24 protein-coding genes are annotated in these 24723 nt (G+C 61.3%); 19 read left to right on the top strand and 5 right to left on the bottom strand.

Translation table 11 applies throughout. The features are described 5' to 3' along the window. Positions 1–110 precede the first annotated feature (110 nt). Positions 111–476: a hypothetical protein gene (locus AB4136_RS29330; protein WP_137901643.1), complete on the top strand. Its 366-nt coding sequence runs from the start codon at positions 111–113 to the stop codon at positions 474–476. Positions 477–584: 108 nt separating this feature from the next. Here AB4136_RS29330 and AB4136_RS29325 read toward each other — a convergent pair whose 3' ends face one another. Further along, positions 585–2117 (bottom strand): PAS domain S-box protein, encoded by a 1533-nt coding sequence (locus tag AB4136_RS29325; RefSeq protein WP_137901644.1) that lies wholly within the window; start codon positions 2115–2117, stop codon positions 585–587. A gap of 181 nt (positions 2118–2298) precedes the next feature. On the opposite strand from AB4136_RS29325, the gene AB4136_RS29320 reads away from it, so the two are divergent. The 5 genes from AB4136_RS29320 to AB4136_RS29300 all read left to right on the top strand — a co-directional run bounded on the left by AB4136_RS29320 (position 2299) and on the right by AB4136_RS29300 (position 5088). Continuing rightward, positions 2299–2505, top strand: coding sequence for a hypothetical protein (locus AB4136_RS29320; RefSeq protein WP_137901645.1), 207 nt, complete (start codon positions 2299–2301; stop codon positions 2503–2505). A 273-nt stretch (positions 2506–2778) separates the two neighbouring features. Continuing rightward, positions 2779–2988, top strand: coding sequence for a cold-shock protein (locus AB4136_RS29315; RefSeq protein ID WP_137901646.1), 210 nt, complete (start codon positions 2779–2781; stop codon positions 2986–2988). Between the two features lie 117 nt (positions 2989–3105). Further along, positions 3106–3345 carry a hypothetical protein gene (locus tag AB4136_RS29310; RefSeq protein ID WP_137901647.1) on the top strand — a complete coding sequence of 80 codons (240 nt, stop codon included), beginning with the start codon at positions 3106–3108 and terminating at the stop codon, positions 3343–3345. 221 nt (positions 3346–3566) lie between these two features. Beyond that, positions 3567–4052, top strand: coding sequence for a hypothetical protein (locus AB4136_RS29305; protein ID WP_137901648.1), 486 nt, complete (start codon positions 3567–3569; stop codon positions 4050–4052). A gap of 229 nt (positions 4053–4281) precedes the next feature. After that, positions 4282–5088, top strand: coding sequence for a LysR substrate-binding domain-containing protein (locus AB4136_RS29300; protein ID WP_137901649.1), 807 nt, complete (start codon positions 4282–4284; stop codon positions 5086–5088). Here AB4136_RS29300 and AB4136_RS29295 read toward each other — a convergent pair. After that, complete coding sequence (locus AB4136_RS29295) at positions 5023–5976, bottom strand: LysR family transcriptional regulator (protein ID WP_137901650.1); 954 nt, start codon at positions 5974–5976, stop codon at positions 5023–5025. The genes AB4136_RS29300 and AB4136_RS29295 overlap by 66 nt on opposite strands. A gap of 110 nt (positions 5977–6086) precedes the next feature. Here AB4136_RS29295 and AB4136_RS29290 point away from each other — a divergent pair, with 110 nt between their 5' ends. The 7 genes from AB4136_RS29290 (at position 6087) to hisD (ending at position 13122) form a co-directional block, all read left to right on the top strand. Then, entirely contained in the window at positions 6087–7109 is a 1023-nt protein-coding gene (locus tag AB4136_RS29290; RefSeq protein WP_137901651.1) for a D-cysteine desulfhydrase, read from the top strand. Positions 7110–7249: 140 nt separating this feature from the next. Further along, positions 7250–8320 (top strand): DegT/DnrJ/EryC1/StrS family aminotransferase, encoded by a 1071-nt coding sequence (locus AB4136_RS29285; protein ID WP_441931992.1) that lies wholly within the window; start codon positions 7250–7252, stop codon positions 8318–8320. Further along, positions 8317–9051 carry an amino acid racemase gene (locus AB4136_RS29280; protein WP_137901653.1) on the top strand — a complete coding sequence of 245 codons (735 nt, stop codon included), beginning with the start codon at positions 8317–8319 and terminating at the stop codon, positions 9049–9051. Before AB4136_RS29285 ends, AB4136_RS29280 begins: the two co-directional genes overlap by 4 nt. Positions 9052–9094: 43 nt before the next feature. Beyond that, the gene (gene tauA, locus AB4136_RS29275) at positions 9095–10087 is read left to right on the top strand and encodes a taurine ABC transporter substrate-binding protein (protein ID WP_137901654.1); all 993 of its coding nucleotides are present in this window, start codon (positions 9095–9097) and stop codon (positions 10085–10087) included. Between the two features lie 57 nt (positions 10088–10144). Next, on the top strand, positions 10145–10936 hold the full coding sequence (locus AB4136_RS29270; protein WP_137901655.1) for an ATP-binding cassette domain-containing protein: 792 nt from the start codon (positions 10145–10147) through the stop codon (positions 10934–10936). A gap of 38 nt (positions 10937–10974) precedes the next feature. Then, positions 10975–11802: an ABC transporter permease subunit gene (locus AB4136_RS29265; protein WP_441932009.1), complete on the top strand. Its 828-nt coding sequence runs from the start codon at positions 10975–10977 to the stop codon at positions 11800–11802. A gap of 18 nt (positions 11803–11820) precedes the next feature. Continuing rightward, complete coding sequence (hisD, locus tag AB4136_RS29260) at positions 11821–13122, top strand: histidinol dehydrogenase (protein WP_137901657.1); 1302 nt, start codon at positions 11821–11823, stop codon at positions 13120–13122. 112 nt (positions 13123–13234) lie between these two features. Here hisD and AB4136_RS29255 read toward each other — a convergent pair whose 3' ends face one another. Beyond that, positions 13235–14173, bottom strand: a complete 939-nt coding sequence (locus AB4136_RS29255; RefSeq protein WP_137901658.1) for a helix-turn-helix domain-containing protein — start codon at positions 14171–14173, stop codon at positions 13235–13237. A gap of 162 nt (positions 14174–14335) precedes the next feature. On the opposite strand from AB4136_RS29255, the gene AB4136_RS29250 reads away from it, so the two are divergent. The 6 genes from AB4136_RS29250 (at position 14336) to AB4136_RS29225 (ending at position 22555) form a co-directional block, all read left to right on the top strand. Continuing rightward, positions 14336–15568 carry an extracellular solute-binding protein gene (locus AB4136_RS29250; RefSeq protein ID WP_137901659.1) on the top strand — a complete coding sequence of 411 codons (1233 nt, stop codon included), beginning with the start codon at positions 14336–14338 and terminating at the stop codon, positions 15566–15568. A gap of 76 nt (positions 15569–15644) precedes the next feature. Continuing rightward, a complete protein-coding gene (locus tag AB4136_RS29245) occupies positions 15645–16553 on the top strand; it encodes a carbohydrate ABC transporter permease (protein WP_137901660.1) in 909 nt (302 codons plus the stop codon). Further along, positions 16553–17404: a carbohydrate ABC transporter permease gene (locus AB4136_RS29240; RefSeq protein ID WP_137901661.1), complete on the top strand. Its 852-nt coding sequence runs from the start codon at positions 16553–16555 to the stop codon at positions 17402–17404. Before AB4136_RS29245 ends, AB4136_RS29240 begins: the two co-directional genes overlap by 1 nt. A gap of 62 nt (positions 17405–17466) precedes the next feature. Next, positions 17467–19503, top strand: coding sequence for an alpha-galactosidase (locus AB4136_RS29235; protein WP_441931990.1), 2037 nt, complete (start codon positions 17467–17469; stop codon positions 19501–19503). A gap of 11 nt (positions 19504–19514) precedes the next feature. Further along, positions 19515–20612, top strand: coding sequence for a sn-glycerol-3-phosphate ABC transporter ATP-binding protein UgpC (locus AB4136_RS29230; protein WP_137901663.1), 1098 nt, complete (start codon positions 19515–19517; stop codon positions 20610–20612). Then, entirely contained in the window at positions 20612–22555 is a 1944-nt protein-coding gene (locus AB4136_RS29225; protein ID WP_137901664.1) for a beta-galactosidase, read from the top strand. The genes AB4136_RS29230 and AB4136_RS29225 overlap by 1 nt, the downstream gene beginning before the upstream one ends. A gap of 272 nt (positions 22556–22827) precedes the next feature. Here AB4136_RS29225 and AB4136_RS29220 read toward each other — a convergent pair whose 3' ends face one another. Continuing rightward, the gene (locus AB4136_RS29220) at positions 22828–24033 is read right to left on the bottom strand and encodes a cysteine desulfurase-like protein (protein WP_137901665.1); all 1206 of its coding nucleotides are present in this window, start codon (positions 24031–24033) and stop codon (positions 22828–22830) included. Then, the gene (locus AB4136_RS29215) at positions 24023–24700 is read right to left on the bottom strand and encodes an amino acid ABC transporter permease (RefSeq protein WP_137901666.1); all 678 of its coding nucleotides are present in this window, start codon (positions 24698–24700) and stop codon (positions 24023–24025) included. The genes AB4136_RS29220 and AB4136_RS29215 overlap by 11 nt, the downstream gene beginning before the upstream one ends. Positions 24701–24723: the final 23 nt, after the last annotated feature.

Here is a 24723-nt window from a genome sequence, read left to right as displayed (position 1 = left end):
CGGAGATGATAGACCTAACGAGCCTACAGGACACGAATAGTCATGATGTTGGGCGTGGTACATGGCGTCCGATATTCCAGCGGCCTGAGGAAGTCCTCAGTGATCCGAAGATGAGCCGTGCCGAGAAACGGGCGCTGCTGGCTTCGTGGGCGTCCGATGCCCACGCCGTTCCTGGCGCACCGTCAATGCGTCAGTTGGAGGACGGCTCCCTTGTTAAAGTGGATGAGATCCTGCAAGCGCTGAAGGCGCTCGATGCCGGCAACGATCTCGGGCCTGCCAGCAAGCGGGCCCCCGGTCTGCGGCGACGACCGCCGCAGCGTCGATCTCGATCGACGTTCCGGAACTGGACGCGCATCGTACCGCGGCGCCGGCGCGACGACGACGACGATCCGCCGCCCTGTCCCGTGTCGGCAGCCATTCGGCCGAGAACAGGCGGAGGCGGTGCCTTTGTCTATCCGGACCCGGCGCTGGCGTGAAGCGCGAGACGGAATATGGGCTGACCCAGGGATAAAATACTCCACTGCGCCCGGACACGGGCGCGGTGGATGCTCCTAACAGAAATCCTGTCGCCGCGCTGTCGATGTCTAATCGACGTTCAGGTTCTGGGGTTCCAATTGACGGAGTGGCGCCTGCAGCTCCCACCTCACGCCGTCATGCTGCTCGATAAACCTACCCAAGCCTCCGATCGCCGCCGGCGTAATCCGTTCCACCATGATCTTGCCGAGTCCGCCTTCCGTGACCATGGCATTTGTCGGGCCGCCGCTCTCCCTCCACGTCAGGGCGAGCCATTCCTCATCATTCCTGTCAACTATATCCCAATGGACTTCGACCCTCCCGGCCTCGGCCGAGAGAGAACCGTGATCGGTCGCGTTCCTGAACAGCTCATGGAAGGCCATGCCGAGATATTGCACGGCCATGGGCGAAAGCAGGAGTTCCAGGCCAGAAGCGGAGATCCGGTCCGGATGATCGAACCCCTCGATTTGCGCCTTCAGCACATCCTGGATGGGGGCCCCGCCCCAGTTGCGACTGACCAGCAGGTCATGTGAGCGGGCGAGCGCCATGATCCTTTGGCGGATCTTGGTTTCGAACTGCTCGGCGTCATGGGCTCTGCCGTTCGTTTGCCGGATCAACGAAAGGATGACGGCGAACTGGTTCTTCACGCGGTGGTTGACTTCCCGCAACAAGGCGTGGATGCGGTTCTGGCTCTCAACCCGGTCTGAGATATTACGTGCAATCTTTGAGGCGCCGAGGATTGTCTCGTTCTCGTCCTTGATTGGAGAGACTGTCAGCGAGACCGGGATCAACCTGCCATCGCTTCGGCGGCGGATGGTTTCGAAGTGCTCGATACGCTCGCCCCGTCGGATGCTTCCTAGAACAAAGGTTTCCTCGTCCAGCCGATCGTCGGGAATGATGCGCGTGATCGACCGTCCAATCATCTCGGCCGCCGAATAGCCGAAGATCTCTTCCGCAGCCGGATTCCACGAGGTGACGATGCCGTTCAGGTCCTTACTCACGATGGCGTCCTGCGAAGACGCAATTATGGCGGCCAGCAGCCGGCCGTCGCTGACCAACCGGTTGGCGGTTTGAAGAGCGGTCTCGCGAGATCTTGCCGCCGAGGATGCTGCTTGCGCAGCTTCTCGGGCAGTAAGACGCAATTCCAGCCGATCCACGATCAGCAATGCGAGGCTTTCAAGAATACCCAGCTCGCGGACGCGAAACGTGCGCGGGAGGTGGTCCAGGACGCATAGCGTGCCAAGCCTGTGACCGTCTCTGACTGCAAGCGGCACGCCGGCATACGATGCCAGTCCGAATTCCTTGACGAGGCGGTTTTCCCGGGCGTCGGATGTGGCGCTTGCGTCCTCGATAACCCACGGCTTGTCGTGCAGGATCGCGTTGGCACAAAGGCCCGGTTCACGGTCAACGTAGTCAATCTGGAGGCCATATCTCGCCCTGAACCATATGCGGTTCGTATCGACGACGCTGAAGAAGGCAACCGGCGCCGATAGCAATTCGGCGGCGAGCGCCACGATCCTGTCGAAGGTCGCTTCTGGGGAAGAGTCGCCTGCAGTGTACTGGCGCACTGCCTCCAATCGTGCTGCTTCCTCGGATCCCATCATGAACCTGCCTACGCCGGGATGCCATCACAAACTCTTGAGTTTACGGGCAGTTCCGCGAAAAACTTATGTGGTGCGATGCCTGATAGAGACACGATGGCTTTGTTGGCGACCGCACGTGTCACGATGACCCCAGGCAAAGCGGATGGTAAGTCATACATCAGCTTCGGCGAAGGAGGGATCGATGGCTGTCGTGCGGGTGCTGGAAGGCTTGGGCATAATGGATCCCGAGCAAATCGCCCTCTTGCAGGAGATATTCGGTTCCGCTTGCGCGCGCCTCGATCTCGACCCGAAATCTCCGGACGCCGAGAATATCGCCCAGCGGCTTGTCGCCGCTCATCAGTCGGGAACGCTCGACAGGAATGCCTTCCTCGACTCGCTGGCGGAGTAGTTGGTCGTACGCGAGTGTTCAAAGCCGATAGGCCAGTGACCACGGCCAAGCCAAAAAAAGGCCGGCTCGGATCACTTCCAGGTTTATTTTCGCAGCCGTCTTGTTTCGGACACCGTTTACCTCTACCTTGCAAATATCGATTTTGCTTGTCGAACTTTGTTTCTGGCGCGAACTGCGCTATCGGCGATCTTCCTCTCTCAGCATCGATCTAACCGTTTGTCGCGCATCATGCACGGCAAGCAATCTTCTATGCGCGATTGAAAGGAAAACGTCATGAATACTGGAACCGTGAAGTTCTTCAACGCCACCAAGGGCTTCGGCTTCATCGAGCAGGGCAATGGCCAGCCGGACGTGTTCGTCCATATCTCCGCCGTCGAGCGCGCCGGGATGCGCACCATTGTTGAGGGCCAGAAGCTCAGCTTCGACGTTGTGAAGGATAATCGCAACGGCAAGAGTGCGGCCGAGAACCTTCTGGCTGCGTAACGAGATTGCGCTTCTGGTCTTTGACCACGGATGTACTGGCACTGATCATCGAGGCGCATAGGAGAGGCCGGGTTCGCCCGGCCTTTTTGTTTTTTCATATTGAAGGAAGGAAGCGGCATGATCACCAAGCATAACCTGTTCAAACCCAAGCCCTCCAAGGCCGAAACCAAGGCCGACATCACGAACTATACCGCGCGGGCGATCGTCGGTGCCGAAGCTGAACTGCGAGAGGCCAAGACCGCAAGGCTTCGGCAGGCGCGGCTGGAAAACGAGGCGCAATTGGCAACAGTGCCGTTGCCGGCCAAGGCCCGACGCGCGAAGGCTGCGCCGCCGCGGCGCGCCCACTCATCAATGTGATAGAGATGCGGACGTAGTGCTGATAAGGTCGCAGCGCATGGACGGGATGAGACCCTTTTCCAGTTCGACCCGAGCGGCCTGCGGCTGTTCTACAATGGCGAGGACGGGCTCGTCGTCACCGATCCCGACAGCGGGACAACCCGCCGCCTCAAGGGCACGCGCGGCATGGACCTCGAAGTGAGGCCGGTCACGCTGTCGGCCGATGGCGATATCCTCGTCTATTGGGCCGTCGGTTCCTGACGGACGATGCCGCCGACGAGACCGATCCGGACATTCGCGATGACAACGCCCGGCGCGTCTGTCTCGCCTATCTGCCGGCCGCTGCCGCAACGTGCGTTCAGGTTTCCGAAACGACTTCGGCAAAGGCAGAGGCAACGCCCGCCGATCCGTGGGTGCGCGAATGGGCGGGCAGCGGCGAAGGCGAACTTTCGGCCACCATCCGGCACGGCACCGCGAAACCCGACTATCTGGTGATCGAGTTTACGACCGGAGCGCCGGGCTGTTCGGGCACCGCCACACTTTACGGCAAGCCGAAAGGCTCTGCGGTGCTCGGCGAGAGCTACGATCCGAACGATCCCGCCGCGCCGGTCTGCCGCGTGGAACTGTCGCTCGACGGGAACGCGCTGAAGACGGAGGTCGCCGGACCTTACACCACTTTTCATGGAACCTCCTGCGGCTTCGACGGCAGCATGACGCAGAGCAAGTGATCTTGAGGAAGGACAACGGCATGCGAATGAAATCGACCATCGCGACGGCTATGCTTCTTGGCCTGCTGCCGGCTGGTCCGGCGTGGGCGCAGATCGCCGACGACGAGCAGGAGTTTCAGCAATTGGCGGCGGCGCTGAAAGCCGATGACGCGGAGCGTCAGGACGCGATTGCTACCTGCATCGCGCAGGGCAGGGGTCGGAGCAAGATCTGTTCGAGGCGCAGCATGGGGTGCGGCTGTTCGACCGGATCGGTCGCGGCATCGGGATCACGGAAGCCGGTCGCACTTTCATGGGTGCGGCGCAGGCCGTCATGGCTGAGGCAGAGACAGCGCGACTTGTGCTTGCCGATCTAGCGCAGGACGTGCGGGGGCGGTTGCGCATCCATGCGAGTCAAACAGTGGCAAGCTATTGGCTGCCGCCATTTCTGATAACGCTGCATGAACGCCATGCCGGCCTGGATCTCGTACTTATGGTCGGCAATACCGCTCAAGTGGCGCAGGCTGTAACAAATGGCGCGGCCGACCTAGGCTTTGTGGAAGGCGACGTGCCGCAGAACGATTTCAGGCGTCGCGTCGTTGCTCGCGATGAACTTGTACTCGTGATGTCGCCCGATCATCTTTTCGCAAAGTCTAGCTCGCTCGGTGCGCTGGATTACGGACGGACAAGCTGGGTCCTGCGCGAACCCGGGTCTGGTACGCGGTCCGAATTTGAGGCGCATCTACGCGCCATGAGTCTGTCGGTCGATGATCTCGATGTCGCGCTCGAACTGCCTTCGAACGAGGCAATCCTGGCCGCTGTTGCTGCCGGACGTTGTATCAGCATACTGTCACGCCGCGCGGTCGAGGGAGCGGTGTCGCAGGGCGTCGTGCGGATACGCTCCGTCACATGGGCACCAAGGCCCGAACGCAGCTTTGCCGTCCTGACCCATCCAGCGCGCCACCGCACTCGCGCGGCCGAAGCGTTGCTGAATTCATCGACGAGGCGCGCTGACGGTGTCGGTGGTCCCGATCGTCGGAGGCTCACGTTGAGGCGGTAGCTGCGCGATTTGCGACCAGACTTCACTGGCGACCGGTCCTGACGTTCCCGACAACCTGACAGCCGTGATTTCCAGTGGGCAGGAAAGCAGCATCTCAGAGATGTCCACGACAACGCCGTCCCTGATGCGCTGTTTGGCGAGCGATTCGGGCACCCAGGCCACCGCTATGCCGACTGCCGCCATCTCGAGCGCGGCAAGTGTGAGCGCCGTTTCTGCGATCGGCATCAGCCTTGTTGCACCGCTCAGGCGCGGCAGGATTAGTCGTCCCATTATGCTGCCAAAGAACACGTTACCTGGATAAGCGATATAGGGAACCTCGTCCCCCGCGATTCTCAGGGCCAAATCGTCAAGCGCACCGGCATCGAAGACCGGAATCAGCCGGTCGAAGCCGATAATAGCCGATTCGACATATCCGGCATTAACGGGATGGTCCTCTCCCGGCACGCGGTAGATGACGGCGATATCGGCTTGGCGTGAGAGCAGAAGGCCGACGCATTCATCGAGATTGGCCGAACGAAGGCGGACGTGGATCGTCTCGTTTTGCTGCCGCAACTTCTTGAGAAGGTGCGGCGTCAACGCCGCTGTAAGCGAATGCTGGCTTGCAAGGACGACGCGATTCGAGGCGACCCGAGCGTCGAGTTTGAGATCCACGACAAGCTGACGCAGATCTACGGCAAGCTTTTGGATTTGATCGCGCTTGTCGGCCATTGTCGGGCGTACCTGCACCGGCTTTCGGGTCCGGTCGAACAGTTCTATTCCGACATGATCTTCGATGTTCTGTATTCGCCTGGAAAAAGCTGATTGCGTGAGAAACCGCCGCTCCGCCGCTTCATGGAACGATCCGGTCTCGGCGACAGCAAGGAGATCCTCAAGCCATTCGAGGCGCATAACGGCTCCATAAGATGCAATATATGCATCTTAGGTGGATAATTTCGAATTTGCACGAGTCATTTTGACGTGCGAGTGTCACTTTGTTCAAGTTTCGGAAGGTTTTCCATATGCATCTCGCTCGCTTTCCACGCGTCTTCCTGGCTCATCTGCCGACTCCTCTCGAAAAGCTCGACCGGCTCAGCCGGGAGCTTGGCGGACCGGAGATCTGGATAAAGCGCGACGACTGCACCGGCCTGTCGACTGGCGGCAACAAGACCCGCAAGCTGGAATTCCTGATGGCCGAAGCTCAGGCCATGGGCGCCGACACGGTGATGACACAGGGCGCGACACAATCTAACCACGCGCGCCAGACGGCGGCTTTCGCGGCAAAGCTTGGGATGGGCTGCCATATCCTTCTTGAGGATCGTACCGGTTCGAATGACGCGAATTACAACAGCAATGGCAATGTGCTGCTCGACCATCTGCACGGAGCGACCACATCGAAACGCGCGGGCGGGGCCGACATGCAGACCGAGATGGAAAGCGTGGCCGAGAAACTACGCGGAGAGGGTCGTAAAGTCTATGTTATTCCCGGTGGCGGCTCGAATGCCACAGGCGCGCTAGGCTATGTCAACTGCGCATTCGAACTGTTGTCGCAAGCTAACGACAGGAGCCTTGTGATCGATCATATTGTTACCGCAACCGGCAGCGCTGGCACGCAGGCCGGCCTCGTCACAGGGCTTAAGGCTATCAACGCCAATATTCCGCTGACCGGCATCGGCGTGCGCGCGCCGAAGGAAAAACAGGAAGAGAGCGTTTACAAGTTAGCTCTTCAGACAGCCGAAAAGCTCGGCTGCTTCAATGTCGTTGCGCGATCGGACGTGGTCGCCGACAGCAACTATGTTGGGCAAGGCTATGGCATTCCGCGTGAGGACACGTTGGAGGCGATCCGCATGTTCGCTCAGCTTGAGGGTATTCTTCTCGATCCCGTATACTCGGGCAAGGGCGCGGCGGGCCTGATCGACTATTGCCGCAAGAGCAAGTTCAAGAAGGGAGAGCGAGTGGTCTTCCTGCATACCGGCGGTTCGGCGGCTCTCTTCGGCTACAACGCTGCCTTCGCGGAAGACCAGACCAAGCTCGCGGCGGAATAGCCATGGCGCGACAGCGGTTCACCGGCAGCTTCACGCAACAGCTTCCAATCCCTGACGAGGGCATCACCGCAGCTGCCGCCGTAATGCGTTCGGGCCGACTGCATCGCTACAATATCGCCGGCGGCGACGAGAGCGAGGCGATGGCCTTGGAACGCGAATATGCGGCCTGGCAGGGCGCGCGTTTCTGCCTTGCAGTCGCGTCGGGCGGACAAGCGATGCAGATCGCGTTGCGTGCGGCCGGCGTCCGTGCCGGCGAAACGGTTCTGACCAATGCCTTTACTCTTGCTCCCGTGCCCGGGGCTATCGCAGCGGTCGGCGCCAAGCCGGTATTTGTCGAAACAACCGAGGATCTCGTTATCGATCTCGACGATCTGTCGAGCAAGGCAAAGCGCACCGGCGCACGCTACCTGCTTCTGTCGCACATGCGCGGCCATCTGTGTGACATGGAGGCGCTTCTGGCAGTCGCCACAGAGATCGATCTGAAGGTAATCGAGGATTGCGCCCACACCATGGGTGCGACTTGGAATGGGCGCCGCTCAGGTTCCTTTGGGCTTGCTGGCTGTTTCAGCACCCAGACCTACAAGCATTTGAATTCGGGTGAGGGCGGATTGCTGACCTCGGACGACGCCGAATTCATTGCTCGCGCCACAATCCTGTCGGGCTCTTATATGCTCTACGAGCGACATGGCGCGGGACCGAATGCCGACACGTATACCAATATCCGGCTGGACACGCCAAACATGTCGGCTCGCATGGACAATTTGCGCGCGGCCCTACTGCGCCCACAACTGCAAGGCATCGAAGAGGCCATCTGCGCCTGGAACGCGCGGCACGATCTGTTGGCCGCAAGGCTGGCCGCTAACCCTGAGATCCGCATACCGCACCGGCCCGCTGCCGAACGATATGTCGGATCCTCTATTCAGTTTATGATCCCGGTGATTTCGGCGAAGTCTGCGCGCGTTCTGCTGAGACTTCTTGCCGATATGGGGGTCGAGGTAAAATGGTTTGGGGCAAAAGCGCCCGCAGGTTTCACATCGGACCACCATAGTTGGCGCTATGCAGGCGCGCAGGATCTGCCGCGCACCGATGCAATCCTGGCAGGTCTCTTCGACATGCGACTACCGCTCACCTTCAGCCTCGACGATTGCGAGCTGATTGCCGACCACATCCTCGATGCCGTGACGGCCGTCGTGCCGAAAGTCGAGGCATGATGCGCCGCGTCGGCATTCTCGGGGGCATGGGTCCGGAGGCGACGGTCCTTGTAATGCAAAAGGTTCTGGCCGCCGTCCACGCCGACGACGATGCAGGCCATATACCGCTGATCGTCGACCAGAACCCCCAAGTGCCTTCGCGCATCCGCCATCTGATCGAAGGCGTCGGCGTTGACCCCGCGCCAGTTTTGGCAGACATGGCCCGCCGTCTGGTCGCAGGCGGGGCCGAGGCACTTGCCATGCCTTGCAACACCGCGCACCATTATGCGCCTGCGATCCTTGCCGCCGTCGACGTGCCGTTCCTGGATATGGTTGCGCTGGCGGCCGATCGTGCGGCGGAATTGGCCGGCTCTGGAGGTCGCGTGGGCATCCTTGCTTCACCCGCGGTGCGCAAAGTGGGCCTGTTCGATACGCCGCTGACCGCACGACGACTGACGCCACTTTATGCCGATGACGATGAGGCCCTGCTGGCCGCAATCCGCCGCATCAAGGCCGAGGGGCCTTGCCACGCGGCACGCCAGGCGCTCCGCAACGCCTCGACCGGTCTGGCAGCGCGCGGGGCGTGCGTGCAAATGATCGCTTGCACCGAATTCTCTCTGATCGGCAATGCAGTGGCCGATCGTGTCACGGCCTTGGACACGCTTGACTGTCTGGTGCAGGCAATTGTCGCCTTTGCCGCATCGGGCCCAATAAACGCGCTAATGCGCTTCAACTGCCTTCAAAAACAATAACAAGAGCGAAACGCCAACCGATACCAACAATGGAGGAATGACAATGACATCGATTTTCGGGAAGACGATCCTGCTGGCAACGGCCGCGATCATGGTATCTTCGAGTTTGGTTCAGGCGGAAACCCTGACGATCGCTACTTTCAGCGATCCGACGCCCATGAACGCCGCCCGCGCTCAGCACGAGTTTGAGAAAGCCACCGGCTGGACGATCGACTGGCGTGTATTCGATTCAGGAACCGATGTCATCGCGGCGATGGCGTCGGGCGATGTGAAGGTGGCCGAGCTCGGCTCCTCGCCTCTCGCGATCGCGGCCACACAAGGCGTTGATTTGAAGATGTTCATGTTCTCCTACGCGATCGGCGATTCCGAGAGCCTGATCGCGCGCAATGGTTCGGGGATCGAGACGCTGGCCGACATCAAGGGCAAGCGCCTGGCAGTTCCGGTCGGCTCGACCGCTCATTTCTCGCTGATGGGCGCGATAGCTCATGCTGGTTTGCAGCCCGGCGATGTGACCGTGATGACGATGAAGCCCGATCAGATCGCGGCAGCCTGGGGCCAGGGCACGATCGACGCAGCCTTTATTTGGCCACCGGCGCAGACCGAGATACTCAAGACGGGAAAGCGCATCGTCTCGGCCAAGGATACGGCTGAGTGGGGATATCCGACGTTCAACGCCTGGACGGTCAACTCGGACTTCCTCACCTCGCACGAGAAGGAGGTTGTCGCCTTCGCGAAGGCGATGAACGCGGCAAACATGGCCTATCTTAAAGACCCTGCCGCCTGGACGCCCGAAAACGAGAAAGTCAAGCAGATTGCCAGCGTGACCGGAGCCACTGCCGAACAGATTCCCGATATACTGAAAGGCTACACCTTCATCCCGTTGCAGGAGCAGGTGACTGCCAAATGGCTGGGCAATGCGCCGATGGCACTCAAGGCGACGGCCGATTTCCTCAAATCCGCAGGCCGGATCGACGCTACCGCGGACGACTATTCAAAGTTTGTCACCAGCACGATAGCGCAAGAAGCAGCTAAATAGTCGGACCGTCCGCCCGGCCACACCGGGCGGGACGGCGCGCTGACCTGGGAGGAGCCATTGCGCCTGAACATCGACGACGTATCTGTAGTCTATCCCGCCTCCGACGGACGACCACCGGTCGCTGCGCTCAGCAAGATCATGCTGGAGATCGGCGACAGCGAATTTGTTGTCGCGCTCGGCGCATCGGGCTGTGGCAAATCGACCTTGCTTAACCTGATTGCGGGCTTTCTCGCTCCCACATCGGGACGATTGACGCTTGATGACGCGCCCGTAAGAGGACCAGGCGCGGACCGCGCGGTCGTTTTCCAAAAGCATGCCTTATTGCCTTGGCTTGACGTCCTGGACAACGTTGCCTTCGGTCTCCAGGTGCAGGGTGTAGCCTTGGCCGCCCGCTATGAGACGGCCAACCGCTTTATCGAACTGCTCGGACTGGATGGCTTTCAGAAATCGCCAGTCTACAAGCTCTCTGGCGGCATGCAGCAACGCGTAGGAATCGCGCGCGCGCTGACTTGCGATCCGAAAATCCTTCTCATGGACGAGCCTTTGGGCGCGCTCGACGCTCTCACGCGCGAGAAGGCGCAGGAGTTAATCCTCAGCATCTGGAATGAGTCCGACAAATCAGTGTTCTTCATCACCCACAGCGTCGAGGAGGCCCTGTTTATGGGGACAAAACTGATCGTGATGTCGCCACGGCCAGGGCGCATAACCCATGCATTCGACCTGCCCTTTTCCCGGCAATTTCTTGCCGGCTCGCCTGCAAGGGGTGTCAAAGCTTCGCCGGAGTTCATCAATTTGCGTGAACAGGTTCTGAAGATCATTTTCGCAGACGAGGAGGCGGTGGCGACATGAGCGAACAAGCCGATCTGGAATCGCCGATCGCCCAGGGGATGTTTGGAAGGATTTCGCGCGCGCGCCCGACAAGGCCCGGAGAAATTTACGGGGTGCCCGGACAAGGCAATACACTTTGGCTCTCGGCCTTGTCGATCGCCTTTTTCTTCGCCGTCTGGTGGCTGGTCACGGAAATGGGCTGGGTCAAACCGCTGTTCGTCCCCTCGCCAGTCTCGATTGTCAGGAAATTCTTCGAAATCTGGAACAGCGGCTTCACCGGCACGCCGTTCGTTGAGCATGTGCTTATATCGACCGCGCGCGTGTTCGGCGCGTTCTTGCTGGCCTGCGCGATCGGCCTGCCGCTCGGGCTTGCGATGGGAATGAGCCCGGTGGTGCGTGGCATCTTCGACCCTCCTATCGAGTTTTACCGGCCGATCCCGCCGCTGGCCTACCTCCCACTGATGATCATCTGGTTCGGCATTGGCGAAATGTCGAAGGTGCTGCTGATTTTTCTATCAGTGTTCGCACCGGTCGTGCTCGGCGCCCGCTCTGGCGTGCGTTCAGCGGCGATCGAGCAGATCCACGCAGCCTATTCCTTCGGAGCGACGCGCTGGCAGGTGATGCGCTACGTCATTCTGCCGTCTGCATTGCCAGAGATACTGACAGCTATGAGGATCGGTATCGGTTTCGGTTGGACCACACTCGTGGCCGCCGAGATGGTCGCTGCCACTAAGGGACTCGGCTACATGGTGCTGTCCGCGAGCCAGTTCCTGCAGACGCCGGTCGTTATCCTGGGCATCTTCATTATCGCCATCATCGCTTTTGCCTTCGATCTTTTGATGCGGTTCCTTGAACGACGTCTCGTGCCCTGGAAGGGCAGGATGTAACTGGAAAGCCAAACCCCTATGAAATATCTTAAAAGAGCCGCGCGAACGGCGGAAGCGGATCAATCTGAGGTTAGCGCCGCTGTCCAGAAAATATTGTCGGAGATCAAGATCAATGGCGAAGCAGCCGCACGCTGCTACGCCAAGGAGTTCGATAAATGGGACGGCGAAATCGTCGTTTCGCAAGAACAGCGTAAGGCGGCAGCGGCCTTCCTGCCAGATCAGCTAAAGGCCGATATCCACTTCGCCCATGACAATGTCCGCCGCTTCGCCGAGGCGCAGCTAGCAACCGCCACGGATTTCGCGGTGGAAATCCTGCCCGGTTTGACGGCGGGGCAGAAGCAAATCCCGGTTTCTTCAGCGGGCTGCTATGTCCCCGGCGGCCGCTATAGTCACGTGGCGAGCGCGATCATGACGATCACCACGGCGAAGGTTGCGGGCGTCTCCCATATTGCCGCTTGTTCACCGCCGCGCCCGGGTGTTGGGATCCCGGCTGCGATTGTCTACACGATGGATCTGTGCGGCGCCGATATCATCCTGAATATGGGCGGCGTGCAGGGCGTCGCCGCAATCGCGAACGGCCTGTTCGGCGTCAGGAAGGCTGATATTCTCGTCGGCCCGGGCAACCAATATGTCGCGGAGGCTAAGCGCATCCTATTTGGCCAGATCGGTATCGACATGGTCGCCGGTCCGACGGACAGCATGGTGATCGCCGACACGACAGCCGACGCCGAACTGGTCGCCGCGGATCTGATTGGGCAGGCCGAGCACGGCTGGAATTCGCCGGTCTGGCTCGTTTCTTCAGATGCGGCGCTTGCCGCGCGCGTGATGACCCTCGTGCCCGAGCTGATCGAGGCGCTACCTCAACCGAACCGAGACAGCGCCCGGGCGGCATGGGCCGATTTCGCTGAAATCATCCTATGCGCAGACGCTGAGGAGATGGCTACAGTCGCAGATGACTACGCGCCCGAGCATTTGCATGTCCAGGCCGACGATCTCGATTGGTGGCTCAATCGCCTGCGCGCATATGGGTCGCTCTTTCTCGGCGAGGAGACCACGGTGGCCTTCGGGGACAAAACATCGGGCCCCAACCATGTCCTGCCCACCTCCGGGGCCGCGCGCTACACTGGTGGGCTGTCGGTGCACAAGTTCATGAAAACCGTGACGTGGCAACGGGCAACCCGTGCCGCAGCACGCCCCTTGGCGGAGGCCACGGCGCGAATTTCGCGGCTGGAAGGCATGGAGGGTCATGCAAGGACGGCCGACATCCGGCTCACAAAGTTTTTTCCCTCAAGAGCTTCAACTAAGCGCCGCGAATGTTGATTAATGAGGGTGTGGCGTCAATCTGATATGACGTGTGATGATCTACGGTTTGCGGAACGGCGTAGTCTGAGGAGTGCTACGATTCTAATCGCTCGCCAGTGCGTTCGACAATCTATTTGCGGGAGAAATTCGACCGGCCAGTATCGATTTGCCTTGAGGCTTGCGCCAGACGCCGCCGGAAAGCTCCCGGCTGGCTGCCAAAACGCTGCGCAAAAGCTTCGTAGAAGCGTGAAAGGGACCCGAAACCCGACTCAAATGCAACATTTGCGATCGGCATGTCGGTTGCGATCAGCAAGGACTGCGCCGTATCGAGCCGCTGGCGCACGATCGACTGGTTGATCGTCAGGCCGACTGCGCGCTTGTAGATAGTCATCGCGTAGTTGGTATGTAGATTAACTGCGCGCGCAACATGCTCGACTGTGATGGCCTCCAACGCGTTCTCGCTAATGAAGCGGGCCATACATTCGACGTGGACTATCCTTTCGCCGTCGCCGTGGTGAGTCACATTCATGGCCTCGCCCACCTGTCTCAGATCGCGCCACCCTTCCCGATCAAGGCGGCGAACACGGGCTGTCAATTCGTCGCGCACGATCTGCTCCAGCGCGGTGTCCCTCGAAAGGAGCTCGTCTCGCCAGCGCCTGAAAATATCATGGTCGTAGCTTTTGATATCGAGCGCCTCGATCATGGCTCCACGAAACACCGCCTCGCGAAAGCTGCTGAGGCTCGGCAAGCCCAAAAAAACCGACATCGGAACATAGAGGCAGACAAAATGCGTCGGCTCGTCGAGTTCGATGACCTGATGCGGGATCATGCCCCAAAACAGCACCAGACGGCCGGCAGACACCGTCAGTTCACGTCCGTCGAACCAGTAGGTCATACGGCCGTCGAGCACGAAGTTGAATTCGATCTGGCTGTGCATGTGGGGGCCAGGCATGCGCATCACACGATCGCTCGACCCAGCGCAAAATCTGTGATCGCCGAACACCACCAGCGGATGTGCCGGATTCAGTTCCGGATGCGCCGGAACGCTTTCGTCTTGAGGAGACCGCATCTCGACGCCGGGCCTACCTTAGAAAACCGGAAGAATGCTCAAAAAACTCGGTAGAAGCTTACGGCATTCACGGTCAGATTCAAGCCGCTCACGCTACGTCGCCAAAATGACGCGTGAGGCTGGCGGCGTCTGAAACAGTCGCCGCTTCAAGGGAGGAACAACATGAACAGCTTGAAAAGCTTGGCTGGGCTGGTGCTCGGCGTCGCCATGACTTGCGCGCCGGCGGTCGCCGGCGAGATCGTGCTGAATTCGGACCAGTCAGATCCAGCGCCGAAGAAGGCAATGGAGCAGTTGATTGCAGATTTCGAAAAAGCCAATCCCGGCGTTACCGTGAAATGGAACAATTTCGACCACGAAGGCTACAAGGCGGCAATCCGTAACTTCCTGACCGCCGATCCGCCCGACGTCGCGGCCTGGTACGCCGGCAACCGAATGGCGCCTTTCGTCAAGGCCGGGCTGTTCGAGGACGTCACCGACGTCTGGACCGCCAATGGGCTGGACGACCAGTTGAAGTCCGCCGCGTCGGCCTTGACCGTCGACGGCAAGAAGTGGGGCGTCCCCTACACTTACTATCAGTGGGGCATCTACTACCGGAAGGATGTCTTTGCCAAAGAAGGCATAACGCCTCCAAAGAACTGGGAAGAGCTGATGTCGGCATGCGCCAAGCTGAAGGCCGACGGCATCACGCCTTTCGCCATAGGCACCAAGGCTCTGTGGCCGACCGGCGGGTGGTTCGACTATCTGGACCTGCGCGTCAACGGCTATGAGTTCCACATGGACCTGACCGCCGGCAAGGTGCCCTACACCGATCCCAAGGTGAAGGCAGTCTTCGCGAAGTGGGCTGAGTTGGTGAAGCCGGGCTATTTCCTGGAGAATCACGCCGCGCTCGACTGGCAGGACGCAATCCCGCAATTCGTACAGGGCAAGGCGGCAATGTATCTCATGGGCAATTTCGCGGTCGCGCCGATGAAGGACGGCGGCTTGAAAGAAGATCAGATCGGCTTCCTGCAGTTCCCCGAGATAACGGCCGGACTGCCGATGGCGGAAGACGCGCCGACCGACACCTTTCATATTCCCTCAGGTGCCAAGAACAAGGACGACGCCCGGAAATTCCTGGCCTTCCTGGCCTCGCCGGACGCTCAGACAAAAATGAACGACACTCTTGGGCAGCTTCCGGTCAACAACACTTCGGCGAAACCGAGCGATCCGTTCCTTGAAGCCGGTTTCATCATGCTGTCAAACGCGCACGGTCTGGCGCAGTTTTATGACCGCGACGCGCCGGCCGAAATGGCAAAGGCCGGAATGGAAGGCTTCCAGGAGTTCATGGTCAAGCCCGACAAGATTGACGCCATCCTGGATCGTCTCGAGAAGGCGCGACAAAAAATCTACAAATAGCGCCTGATCGGCGGAGCCGGGCATCTCTCTCCCTTGCCCGGCTCCTTTTTCAACCGGCATCGCAACGGTAGGCGCCATGAGCGTATATCAACATTCAATCGCCGGGGCCGCAAAGGGCTGGCGCAAACGTCTGGCCCCTTGGCTTTTCCTGGCCCCGGGGCTCCTGTTCTTTGCGGCATACGTCGTAATTCCGATCTTCCGGTCGATCTGGATAAGCTTCTACGAGTGGGACGGATTGTCGGCTGCCACCTGGATCGGTTTCGCCAACTATCGGGAGCTTCTGGGTGACGACGCCTTCTACACGTCGCTCTATAACAACATCCTTTGGCTGGTCTTGTATCTTCTTGCCGTGCCGGTCGGTCTCGGCGTTGCCCTTTTCCTGAACCAGACCGTCACCGGTATCCGCCTCTACAAGTCGCTCTTCTTCTTTCCGTTCGTGATTAGCCAGGTGGTCGTCGGCCTGATCTTCACGTGGTTTTACGCGCCGAACTTCGGTCTCTTTTCCAAGTTGATCGAAGACATAACCGGCCAGCAGATCGCAATCCTCGGCGACGAGCGCTTCGTCACCTTTGGCATCATTGCCGCCGGTCTCTGGCCGCAGATCGCGTACTGCATGATCCTCTACCTGACCGGCTTGAACAACATCAATCCGGAGCAGGTCGAGGCGGCGCGCATGGACGGCGCCAAGGGGTGGTCGATGCTGTGGAACATCGTCATCCCTCAACTCAGGCCAGCCACTTTCATCGCGGTAGTGGTGACGGTCATCGGCGCGCTGCGTTCGTTCGACCTGGTGTCGATCATGACGGACGGCGGTCCCTACGGCTCGAGCCGCGTCCTGTCCTTCTACATGTACGAGGAGGCTTTGTCGGAATACGGCTACCGGATGGGCTACGGCGCGGCGATAGCGGTCGTCTTATTTGCCATCATGATGATCTTCATCACGTTTTTCATCTTCCGGATGCTGAGGCAGGAGAGGAACACGTAATGTTTCCGACACCCGTTCAAAAGGCTCGGCCGTGGGTAAGGGTCGGCTACCAGGTCGGTCTTCCGGTTGCTCTGGCGGTCTGGCTGCTGCCGCTGATCGGAGTGGCGGTTACTTCCGTTCGTCCCGCCGGCGATCTGGCCGCGGGCAACTATTTTGGCATCCCATCCGGCTTTGCAGGGGTGGAGAACTACACCGCCGTCTTCAGGGACTCGCCCATCGGCTGGTACATTCTCAATTCCTTCAAGGTCACCATCCCCACGGTTGTCGGCGCCGTCGCTCTTTCCTGCCTGACCGGCTTCGCGCTCGCGGTCTACAAGTTCCGGGCCAACCTTCTGATCTTCTTCCTCTTCGTGGCGGGCAATTTCATTCCTTTTCAGATATTGATGGTGCCCGTCCGCGACATGACGCTCAAGATCGGCCTTTACGACACCACGCTGGGGCTGGTCCTGTTCCATGTCGCCTTCCAGATCGGCTTCTGTACGCTGTTCATGCGCAACTTCATCAAGGGCCTTCCCTTCGCCCTGATCGAATCGGCGCGCGTCGAGGGCGTATCGGAATGGAAGATCTTTCGGCATGTGGTGCTGCCATTGATGCGGCCAGCCATCGCCGCGCTTGCGGTCCTGATCTTCACCTTCGTGTGGAACGATTATTTTTGGGCAACCGTCCTGGTGCAGAGCCAGAACGCCATGCCCGTGACGGCCGGCCTTTATTCTCTCAACGGTCAATGGGTCGCCGCCTGGCATCTCGTGTCTGCGGGCGCCATCGTCGCCGCCCTGCCCCCCGTGACCATGTTCTTCCTGATGCAGCGGCATTTCATCGCCGGCCTCACTCTCGGAGCCACCAAGGGATGAGACGCCTCGTCTCGATAGGAAACGAACGGCTGTCGCTTGTCATTGCACTGCAGGAGGAGGGCATGCCCGAGATTTTGTATTTTGGCCCCGGGTGCCCCGGTGACGACATTTCTCTTTCCGCCGAGCGCGCGAGCCGTATCAACGGGATGGACGTGTCGGTGCCGAGCGCGGTGCTGTTGCCTGTCGGCGGCCTTGGCTTCTTCGGCTGGCCGGCGCTGGCCGGGCACCGCAACGGCCGTGACTTCCTGCTGAATGTCCAGGACTGGCAGGTCGAGCGCACGACAATGGGCGTGGTGCTTCGCGGTCGCGACCGGGTTGCCGCGATCGCCGTCGCCTTCGAGCTTGCAATCCACGACTGCGGCGTCGTCGCCACCGCGGTAAGCGTTACCAACCACGGAACTGAAACATACACACTGGACCGGTGCATGGCCGCGACCATGGCGGTGGGCGACGGCCCGGCGGTGCTGACGAGCTTGTCCGGCATGTGGGGGCGGGAGTTCCGCCTTTCGTCCGAGCCTCTCGGCCGCGGCCTGTGGATGCAGGAGAGTAGGCGCGGACGCACCTCGCACGACCGGTTCCCGGGCCTCTTCCTGACGAGCGGACGAACCACATACGCTATCCATGTCGGCGCCAGCGGCAACCACCAGCTTGCCGTCGATCTCCTCGATGACGGCTGTCGCCTCGTGCATGGCGGAGAGCTGTTCGAGCCGGGCGAAGTATTGCTGGAGGCCGGGCAAAGCTACCATAGCCCGCAGGCATATCTCACCGCATCCTTCGAAGGGGTCGACGGCGCAGCCTCGAGATTGCGCGCTGTCGTCGACAAATCGATACTGGATTGGCCCGACGTCACGGCGCGGCCCCGTCCCGTCACGTTCAACACCTGGGAAGGCTCCTATTTCGATCATCGGCTGGACGCCCTCAAGGCGCAGGCCGAGGTTGCGGCCGAGCTTGGCGTCGAGCGCTTCGTCCTCGACGACGGCTGGTTCGGCAGACGCGACGACGACACATCCTCGCTCGGCGACTGGAGCGTCGACCACAGGAAGTATCCCTCGGGACTCGGGCCGCTGATCGACCACGTCATCGGGCTCGGCATGGAATTCGGCCTGTGGTTCGAGCCTGAGATGGTCAGTCCCGATTCCGACCTCTATCGGGCGCATCCGGATTGGGCGCTGGGGATCGCCGGCAGGCCGCGGCCTCTCTCGCGTCACCAGCTGGTGCTCGACCTAACGCGCCAGGACGTCAGCGACTACCTGTTCGACCGGATCGACGCGGTGCTTGAGGGGCAGCGCATCTCCTACGTCAAATGGGATATGAACCGCGACTTGACCAATGCAGGCGGCGTCGACGGGCGAGCCGTGACGGCAAGCCAGACGCGCGCGTTGCACGCGCTGATGGAGCGCGTGCGCAAGCGCCATCCGGCGGTCGAGATCGAGAGCTGCGCCTCGGGTGGCGGACGCGCCAACTATGGCGTGCTGCGACATACCCACCGAATCTGGACGTCGGATTGCACCGATGCCCTGGAACGGCTGGAGATTCAACGCGGCGCCACGCACTTCTTCCCGCCCTCGATCCTGGGCGCCCACATATCCGGCTCGCCGAACCATCAAACGGGGCGCCGCCATTCGCTCGCCTTCCGCGCCGTCGTGGCGCTGGCCTATCATCTCGGCGTCGAACTCGATCCGCTGACGCTCGCGCCAGATGAGCGCCGCGAGTTGGCTCAGTGGATCTCGCTTCACAAGCGTCTGCGGCCGCTGCTGCACGCGTCGGGGGCGTCCTTCGCCGGCGATCCGGTGGACGGACGCTATGTCTGGGGCGCGGCAATGCCGGACCGGATCGCGCTTTTCGTCGCGCAGGGGCCGACGATGCTGGCGGAACAGCCACCGCCGTTGCGGGTTGCCGTGCCTCAGGCGACAGCCCGGAGCTGGCGCATCGCCGCTGTCCATCCCGCAGCGCCTGCCTTCATCCGTGTGTCCTCCGGACAGCAGGCGCTTCTGGCCGGAGACAGCGATTTCAGCCTGGACACGCTTCGCCATGCCGGCTTGGCGCTACCGATGCTGAGACCCGAGAGCGGCGTCATCCTCGAAATCGAACCCGTTTAGGAGCCTGAACCATGGCCGGTGTCATACTGAGCGAGGTGAAGAAGCATTTCGGCAGCGTCGCCGTCATCAAGGGCGTCGATCTGGAGATTGCCGACGGGGAATTCTGCGTGTTCGTCGGCCCCTCGGGATGCGGGAAGTCGACGCTCTTGCGCATGATCGCCGGGCTTGAGGAGATTTCGTCCGGGGCGCTGCGGATCAGCGGTGCCGACATGACCAATGTCGGACCGTCCGACCGGGGCGTGGCCATGGTGTTCCAGTCATATGCGCTATACCCGCACATGACGGTCGCCGAGAATGTCGGGTTTGGCCTGCGGATGACGGGCCATCCGAAGGCCGAGATCGAGCGGCGCACCGCCAGGGCGGCGGCCATGCTGCAACTTGAGCCGCTTTTGCAGCGCAAGCCGTCGCAATTGTCGGGCGGGCAGCGGCAGCGCGTCGCCATCGGTCGCGCCATCGTGCGCGACCCGAAAGTGTTTCTCTTCGACGAGCCACTGTCCAATCTCGACGCCGCGTTACGCGTACAGATGCGAACCGAGATCACCAAGCTGCATCAGGACCTCGGCGTCACGATGATCTACGTCACGCACGACCAGGTCGAGGCGATGACCATGGCTGACAAGATCGTGGTTATGAGTGCTGGGCGCATCGAGCAGACGGGCTCACCCCTGGAGCTCTACCACCGGCCGCGAAACATGTTCGTGGCCGGCTTCATCGGCTCGCCCAAGATGAATTTCATAAGGGTATCGGCGGAGCGGGCGGGGCCGCAGCTGACCGTCGACCTCCCCGGCGGCGTGGGCCTGACGCTCGATGTAGCCGGGTCGCCGGCGGCGACGCGCCAGCCGGCGATGCTCGGCGTGCGCCCGGAACACCTGAAGATCGATGAGGCGAGTTCGGTGAGCCTGGAAGGCAAGGTGCGCCTGGCCGAGTATCTCGGCTCGGAAACCATGTTTTACCTGACGCTCGCCGACGGAACCGAGCTTACGGTCAAGGCCGACGGATTGATGAAGAGCAAGATCGGCTCGTCGCTCAAGGTCGGAATTCCCGCAGCCGCCTGCCATCTTTTCGACGACGCCGGCGAGGCTATCCTCAATGGAGACCTGACGCGATAATGCTTGGCGTCTGCTATTATCCCGAGCACTGGCCGGAAGCCTGGTGGGTCGAAGACGCGCGCCGCATGCACGATCTTGGCATATCCTACGTACGCATCGGCGAGTTCGCCTGGTCCAGGCTCGAGCCGAAACGCGGCTTGTATGATTTTGCCTGGCTAGAGCGCGCCATGGACACGCTGGCCGGGGCGGGTCTGAAGATCGTGCTGGGCACGCCGACGGCGACTCCGCCCAAATGGCTGATGGACGAATATCCGGACATTGCGCCTGTCGACGAGCAGGGCCGCGTCCGCGGCTTCGGTTCGCGCCGGCACTACACGTTTTCGTCCGAGAGCTGGTGGCGTGAAAGCCGTTCGATTGTTGAAGCGATCGCCACTCATTTCGGCGAGCATCCCGGTCTCGTCGGCTGGCAGACCGACAACGAATACGGATGCCACGATACCGTGCTTTCGTGGGGGCCCGAGGACCTGAAAGCCTTTCGCAAGTGGTTGCGACGGCACTACCAGACGACCGACCAACTCAACGAGGCCTGGGGCAACGTATTCTGGTCGATGGAGGTCCAGAATTTCGACGAGGTATCGCTGCCCATTCTTGCCGTCACCGAGACCAATCCGGCGGCACGACTGGACTTCTGGCGGTTCAAGTCCGAGGAGGTTGCCGCCTACGACCGAATGCAGTGCGACATCATCCGCCGCCTTTCGCCGGGGCGTTGGATCACGCACAACTTCATGGGTTTCTTCAATGAATTCGACCATTGGCAGCTCGGCCGCCACCTCGACCTGGCCTCCTGGGATTCCTACCCGATCGGCTTCGTCGAGCGGTTTCCCTTTACCGAACAAGAGCGCGAACGGTGGGCCGAGACGTCGCATCCGGACATTGCACCGTTCCATCACGACCTGTACCGGGGCGTGGGCCAAGATCGCTTTTGGGTCATGGAGCAGCAGCCGGGCCCGGTGAACTGGGCGCCTTGGAACCCGGTGCCGAAACCCGGAATGGTCCGCCTCTGGACCTGGGAGGCCTTTGCGCACGGCGCGGAAGTGGTCAGTTATTTCCGCTGGCGGCAGGCGCCGTTTGGGCAGGAGCAGAACCACGCCGGCCTCAACCTGCCCCGATTGCACGAACTGTCCCAGGGCGGCCGGGAGGCCGAAACGGTTTCAAGGGAGTTGAAAATCGTGGGGCAGCTTGGTGCGGCCTCGCGTGCCCGGGTGGCGATCGTTTACGACTATCAGGCCTCTTGGGTGACGCGTATCCAGCCGCAGGGCCGGGACTTTTGCTATCACGAACTGGTTTTTCGGTGGTATGAAGCTGCGCGCAGACTTGGCCTTGACATCGACTTCGTGGCGCCGGGCGCATCTCTGCAAGGCTATGCGCTCGTACTCGTGCCGTCGATGCCGATCGTGTCGGATGCCGCAACCGAAGCCTTCTCCAAAGCTTCGGGAATTCTGCTTTTCGGCCCGCGGACGGGATCGCGAACTTCAAGCTTTGCCATCCCCGACAACCTTCCTCCGGGACCGCTGGCAGACCTCACCGGCACCCGGGCAATCGAGGCTTCGTCCCTGCGCCCGAACGTGCGCCATCGCGTCTCCGGCGCGGTCAGCGGCCACGCTATTCGCTGGCGCGATCATCTGGAAGCAAAAGGTGAGATCATCGCTCGATTTGATGACGGCTTGCCGGCGCTCGTCTCGAACGGCCGGTCCTATATGCTGGCTTGTTGGCCGGATGCGGAGTTGACGCAGTCCGTCCTGTCCGCGGTCGCGACGTCCGCTGCCTTAGATACCTGTTCCCTGCCGGATCACGTGCGACTGAGACGCAGAGACGGACTGACCTTCGCGTTCAACTACGGCGGGCTCGAATGGATCTGCCCCGACGGGGTCGAGGTTCTGGTCGGAGACCGTGTTTTATGCAGCCAGCAATTGGCGATTTGGCGTAGTCCAGCTTCACCTTAAGATTAGAGTCGCAGTTGTCCGGTGGTTTTCCGTCTGGCCCATCTTTGTTGGCTTTTGTGCAGGTTTCCGGCGTGATTTCCAGTCCGTCGCGAAAGATTGTTGCTGGCATAAATGGCGCGAGTAGCTCCAGAACGCCTTATAAGCCTTCGCGCCAAGTGTGTAAGGGTTCATCCGGGGGTCAGGACTTAGTTGACCGAAGCGAAAAGATAACGGCTGCTGCGATACAGATTGCCGAGGAGAACGTGTGGGCGCATCGGGTCGTAGCAGGTGGCCTAAGTAGCCCGGTCCAGCACGTCGATGAAACGGTCCACCTCTCCAAGCGTGTTATAGTGGACGAGCGAAGCGCGCACGATGTTCTGCGCCGGCAGGCCAAGCGACTCCACCAGCCGCCGCGAATGGAAGTCGCCGTGGCGGATGCCGATGTGGCCTGCATCGGTCGCGGCGATCAGGGCAAGTGGGTCTGCGCCTTCGAGGAGGAAGGAGATGGTCGGCACGCGCACCGTGCCGTCGGAACGGCTGTCGCCGAGGATGCGGACGGTGTTGCGGCCGCGCAAATAGGCGAGCAGGTGCTCGGCCAGCGCCATCTCCTGTTGGGTGACGGCCTGGAAGGCCGCCTCCACCGATGCCCGTCCTGATGTCCCACCCAGCTCTTCCAGATAGTCGACGATGGCCGCGCTGCCCCAGGCAAGCTCATAAGCCGGGTTGCCCGGTTCCAGCTTCATCGGCACTTTGTCGCGGCCGTAGAAGTAGTGGTAGAGGCCGTCGAGCTCGAGCAGGTGGTCGTACTTGCCGTACAGCACCGCCAGGTGCGGCCCGTAGGTCTTGTAGAGCGAAAAGACGTAGTAATCGCAATCGACCGCCTGCACGTCGATCGCCCGGTGGGGGGCGTATGCCACGCCATCGACGCAGATGCGCGCGCCGTACCGATGGACCAGATCGGCGATCTCGCGGATCGGGTTGATTGTGCCCAAGATGTTGGAAGCGTGGGTCACGCAGACCAGTTTGGTGCGCGGCCCCATCAGCGCCTCCAGGTCGGCGAGATCTGGCTGCAGCGTTTGCTTGTTCAGCGGCCAGAATTTCACCACGACGCCGCGCTCGCGCAGGCCGACCCACGGGCCGATGTTCGATTCGTGGTCGAACTCGGTCACGACGATCTCGTCGCCGGGCGCCAGGCTGCCGGCCATGGCCGTGGCAAGAAGCTTGAGCAGCATGGTCGTCGAGGCACCGAAAACCACCTCTTCGGCGCGGCGCGCGTTGAACAGCAGCGCGAGGCGCGCGCGCGCCTCGGCCAGCCGCTCGGTGGCGTGCCTGGACGTCTCGTAGCTGGCCCCGGTCTGCACGCTGGTGGTCAACAGGTAATCGGAGATGCGCTCGGCCACCGGCCTGAGGACCTGCGAGCCGCCGGCATTGTCGAAAAAGGCCCAGTCGCCGTCGAGCGCCGGGAACTGGTTGCGGACGTGGTCGAGGTCAAGCGGCATGGCGGGTCCTTGAAAGCTTGTGCTCCAGCACGCCGACGAGACGGACGAGCGGCAGCAGTATGAGAAGATAGATCGCCGCGGCGGCGATCAGCGGGGTTGGATTGGCGGCGAGCGCCTGCGCCTGGTTGGCCTGCTTGAGCAGGTCCGGCATTGCCACGACCGAGGCCAGCGCGGTGTCCTTCATCACGTTGATGGCGTTGGAGGTCAGCGGCGGCAGCACGGTGCGGATCGCCTGCGGCAGCACCACCTTGCGCAGCGTCAGGACGAAATGCAGCCCGAGCGCCCGCGCCGCCTCGAACTGGCCGCGCGGCACCGCCTCGATGCCGGCGCGGATGATCTCGGCCGAGTAGGCGGCCGACACCAGCGAGATGGCGCTGGCCGCCGCCATGAACGACGACAGCCGGATGCCGGCGAAGGGCAGGGCGTAGTAGATGACGAACAGGAGCACCAGCACCGGCAGCGAGCGGAAGACGTCGATGAAGGCGATGGTCGCCCACCGCACCGGGCTCGACGCATAGAGCCGGCAGATGGCGACGGCGATGCCGGCGAGGAAGCCGATGACGATACAAGTGAAGCCGAGCGTCAGCGTGGTGGCCAGGCCGCTCAGGATGAGCGGCAGCGTCTCCACGAAGACGCGGGGGTTCAGGAAGGTGTCGAAGACGGACATGCGGGCGCGCGCTCCGGCGTGCC

Source organism: Mesorhizobium sp. 2RAF21, from assembly GCF_052115345.1.
Classification (GTDB): Bacteria; Pseudomonadota; Alphaproteobacteria; order Rhizobiales; family Rhizobiaceae; genus Mesorhizobium; species Mesorhizobium terrae.
The sequence above is the reverse complement of the archived record's forward strand: the minus strand, read 5'-3'. Positions and strand labels throughout refer to the sequence as shown.

What these genes read in the sequence shown, in the direction of transcription:
- AB4136_RS29330 (WP_137901643.1), top strand. Translation starts at nt 111, where the DNA reads ATGAGCCGTGCCGAGAAACGGGCGCTGCTGGCTTCGTGGGCGTCCGAT.
- hisD (WP_137901657.1), top strand. Translation starts at nt 11,821, where the DNA reads ATGAAATATCTTAAAAGAGCCGCGCGAACGGCGGAAGCGGATCAATCT.
- AB4136_RS29250 (WP_137901659.1), top strand. Translation starts at nt 14,336, where the DNA reads ATGAACAGCTTGAAAAGCTTGGCTGGGCTGGTGCTCGGCGTCGCCATG.
- AB4136_RS29280 (WP_137901653.1), top strand. Translation starts at nt 8,317, where the DNA reads ATGATGCGCCGCGTCGGCATTCTCGGGGGCATGGGTCCGGAGGCGACG.
- AB4136_RS29295 (WP_137901650.1), bottom strand. Translation starts at nt 5,976, where the DNA reads ATGCGCCTCGAATGGCTTGAGGATCTCCTTGCTGTCGCCGAGACCGGA.
- AB4136_RS29240 (WP_137901661.1), top strand. Translation starts at nt 16,553, where the DNA reads ATGTTTCCGACACCCGTTCAAAAGGCTCGGCCGTGGGTAAGGGTCGGC.
- tauA (WP_137901654.1), top strand. Translation starts at nt 9,095, where the DNA reads ATGACATCGATTTTCGGGAAGACGATCCTGCTGGCAACGGCCGCGATC.
- AB4136_RS29310 (WP_137901647.1), top strand. Translation starts at nt 3,106, where the DNA reads ATGATCACCAAGCATAACCTGTTCAAACCCAAGCCCTCCAAGGCCGAA.
- AB4136_RS29325 (WP_137901644.1), bottom strand. Translation starts at nt 2,117, where the DNA reads ATGATGGGATCCGAGGAAGCAGCACGATTGGAGGCAGTGCGCCAGTAC.
- AB4136_RS29315 (WP_137901646.1), top strand. Translation starts at nt 2,779, where the DNA reads ATGAATACTGGAACCGTGAAGTTCTTCAACGCCACCAAGGGCTTCGGC.
- AB4136_RS29230 (WP_137901663.1), top strand. Translation starts at nt 19,515, where the DNA reads ATGGCCGGTGTCATACTGAGCGAGGTGAAGAAGCATTTCGGCAGCGTC.
- AB4136_RS29245 (WP_137901660.1), top strand. Translation starts at nt 15,645, where the DNA reads ATGAGCGTATATCAACATTCAATCGCCGGGGCCGCAAAGGGCTGGCGC.
- AB4136_RS29285 (WP_441931992.1), top strand. Translation starts at nt 7,250, where the DNA reads ATGGCCTTGGAACGCGAATATGCGGCCTGGCAGGGCGCGCGTTTCTGC.
- AB4136_RS29235 (WP_441931990.1), top strand. Translation starts at nt 17,467, where the DNA reads ATGCCCGAGATTTTGTATTTTGGCCCCGGGTGCCCCGGTGACGACATT.
- AB4136_RS29265 (WP_441932009.1), top strand. Translation starts at nt 10,975, where the DNA reads ATGTTTGGAAGGATTTCGCGCGCGCGCCCGACAAGGCCCGGAGAAATT.
- AB4136_RS29215 (WP_137901666.1), bottom strand. Translation starts at nt 24,700, where the DNA reads ATGTCCGTCTTCGACACCTTCCTGAACCCCCGCGTCTTCGTGGAGACG.
- AB4136_RS29225 (WP_137901664.1), top strand. Translation starts at nt 20,612, where the DNA reads ATGCTTGGCGTCTGCTATTATCCCGAGCACTGGCCGGAAGCCTGGTGG.
- AB4136_RS29320 (WP_137901645.1), top strand. Translation starts at nt 2,299, where the DNA reads ATGGCTGTCGTGCGGGTGCTGGAAGGCTTGGGCATAATGGATCCCGAG.
- AB4136_RS29290 (WP_137901651.1), top strand. Translation starts at nt 6,087, where the DNA reads ATGCATCTCGCTCGCTTTCCACGCGTCTTCCTGGCTCATCTGCCGACT.
- AB4136_RS29255 (WP_137901658.1), bottom strand. Translation starts at nt 14,173, where the DNA reads ATGCGGTCTCCTCAAGACGAAAGCGTTCCGGCGCATCCGGAACTGAAT.
- AB4136_RS29220 (WP_137901665.1), bottom strand. Translation starts at nt 24,033, where the DNA reads ATGCCGCTTGACCTCGACCACGTCCGCAACCAGTTCCCGGCGCTCGAC.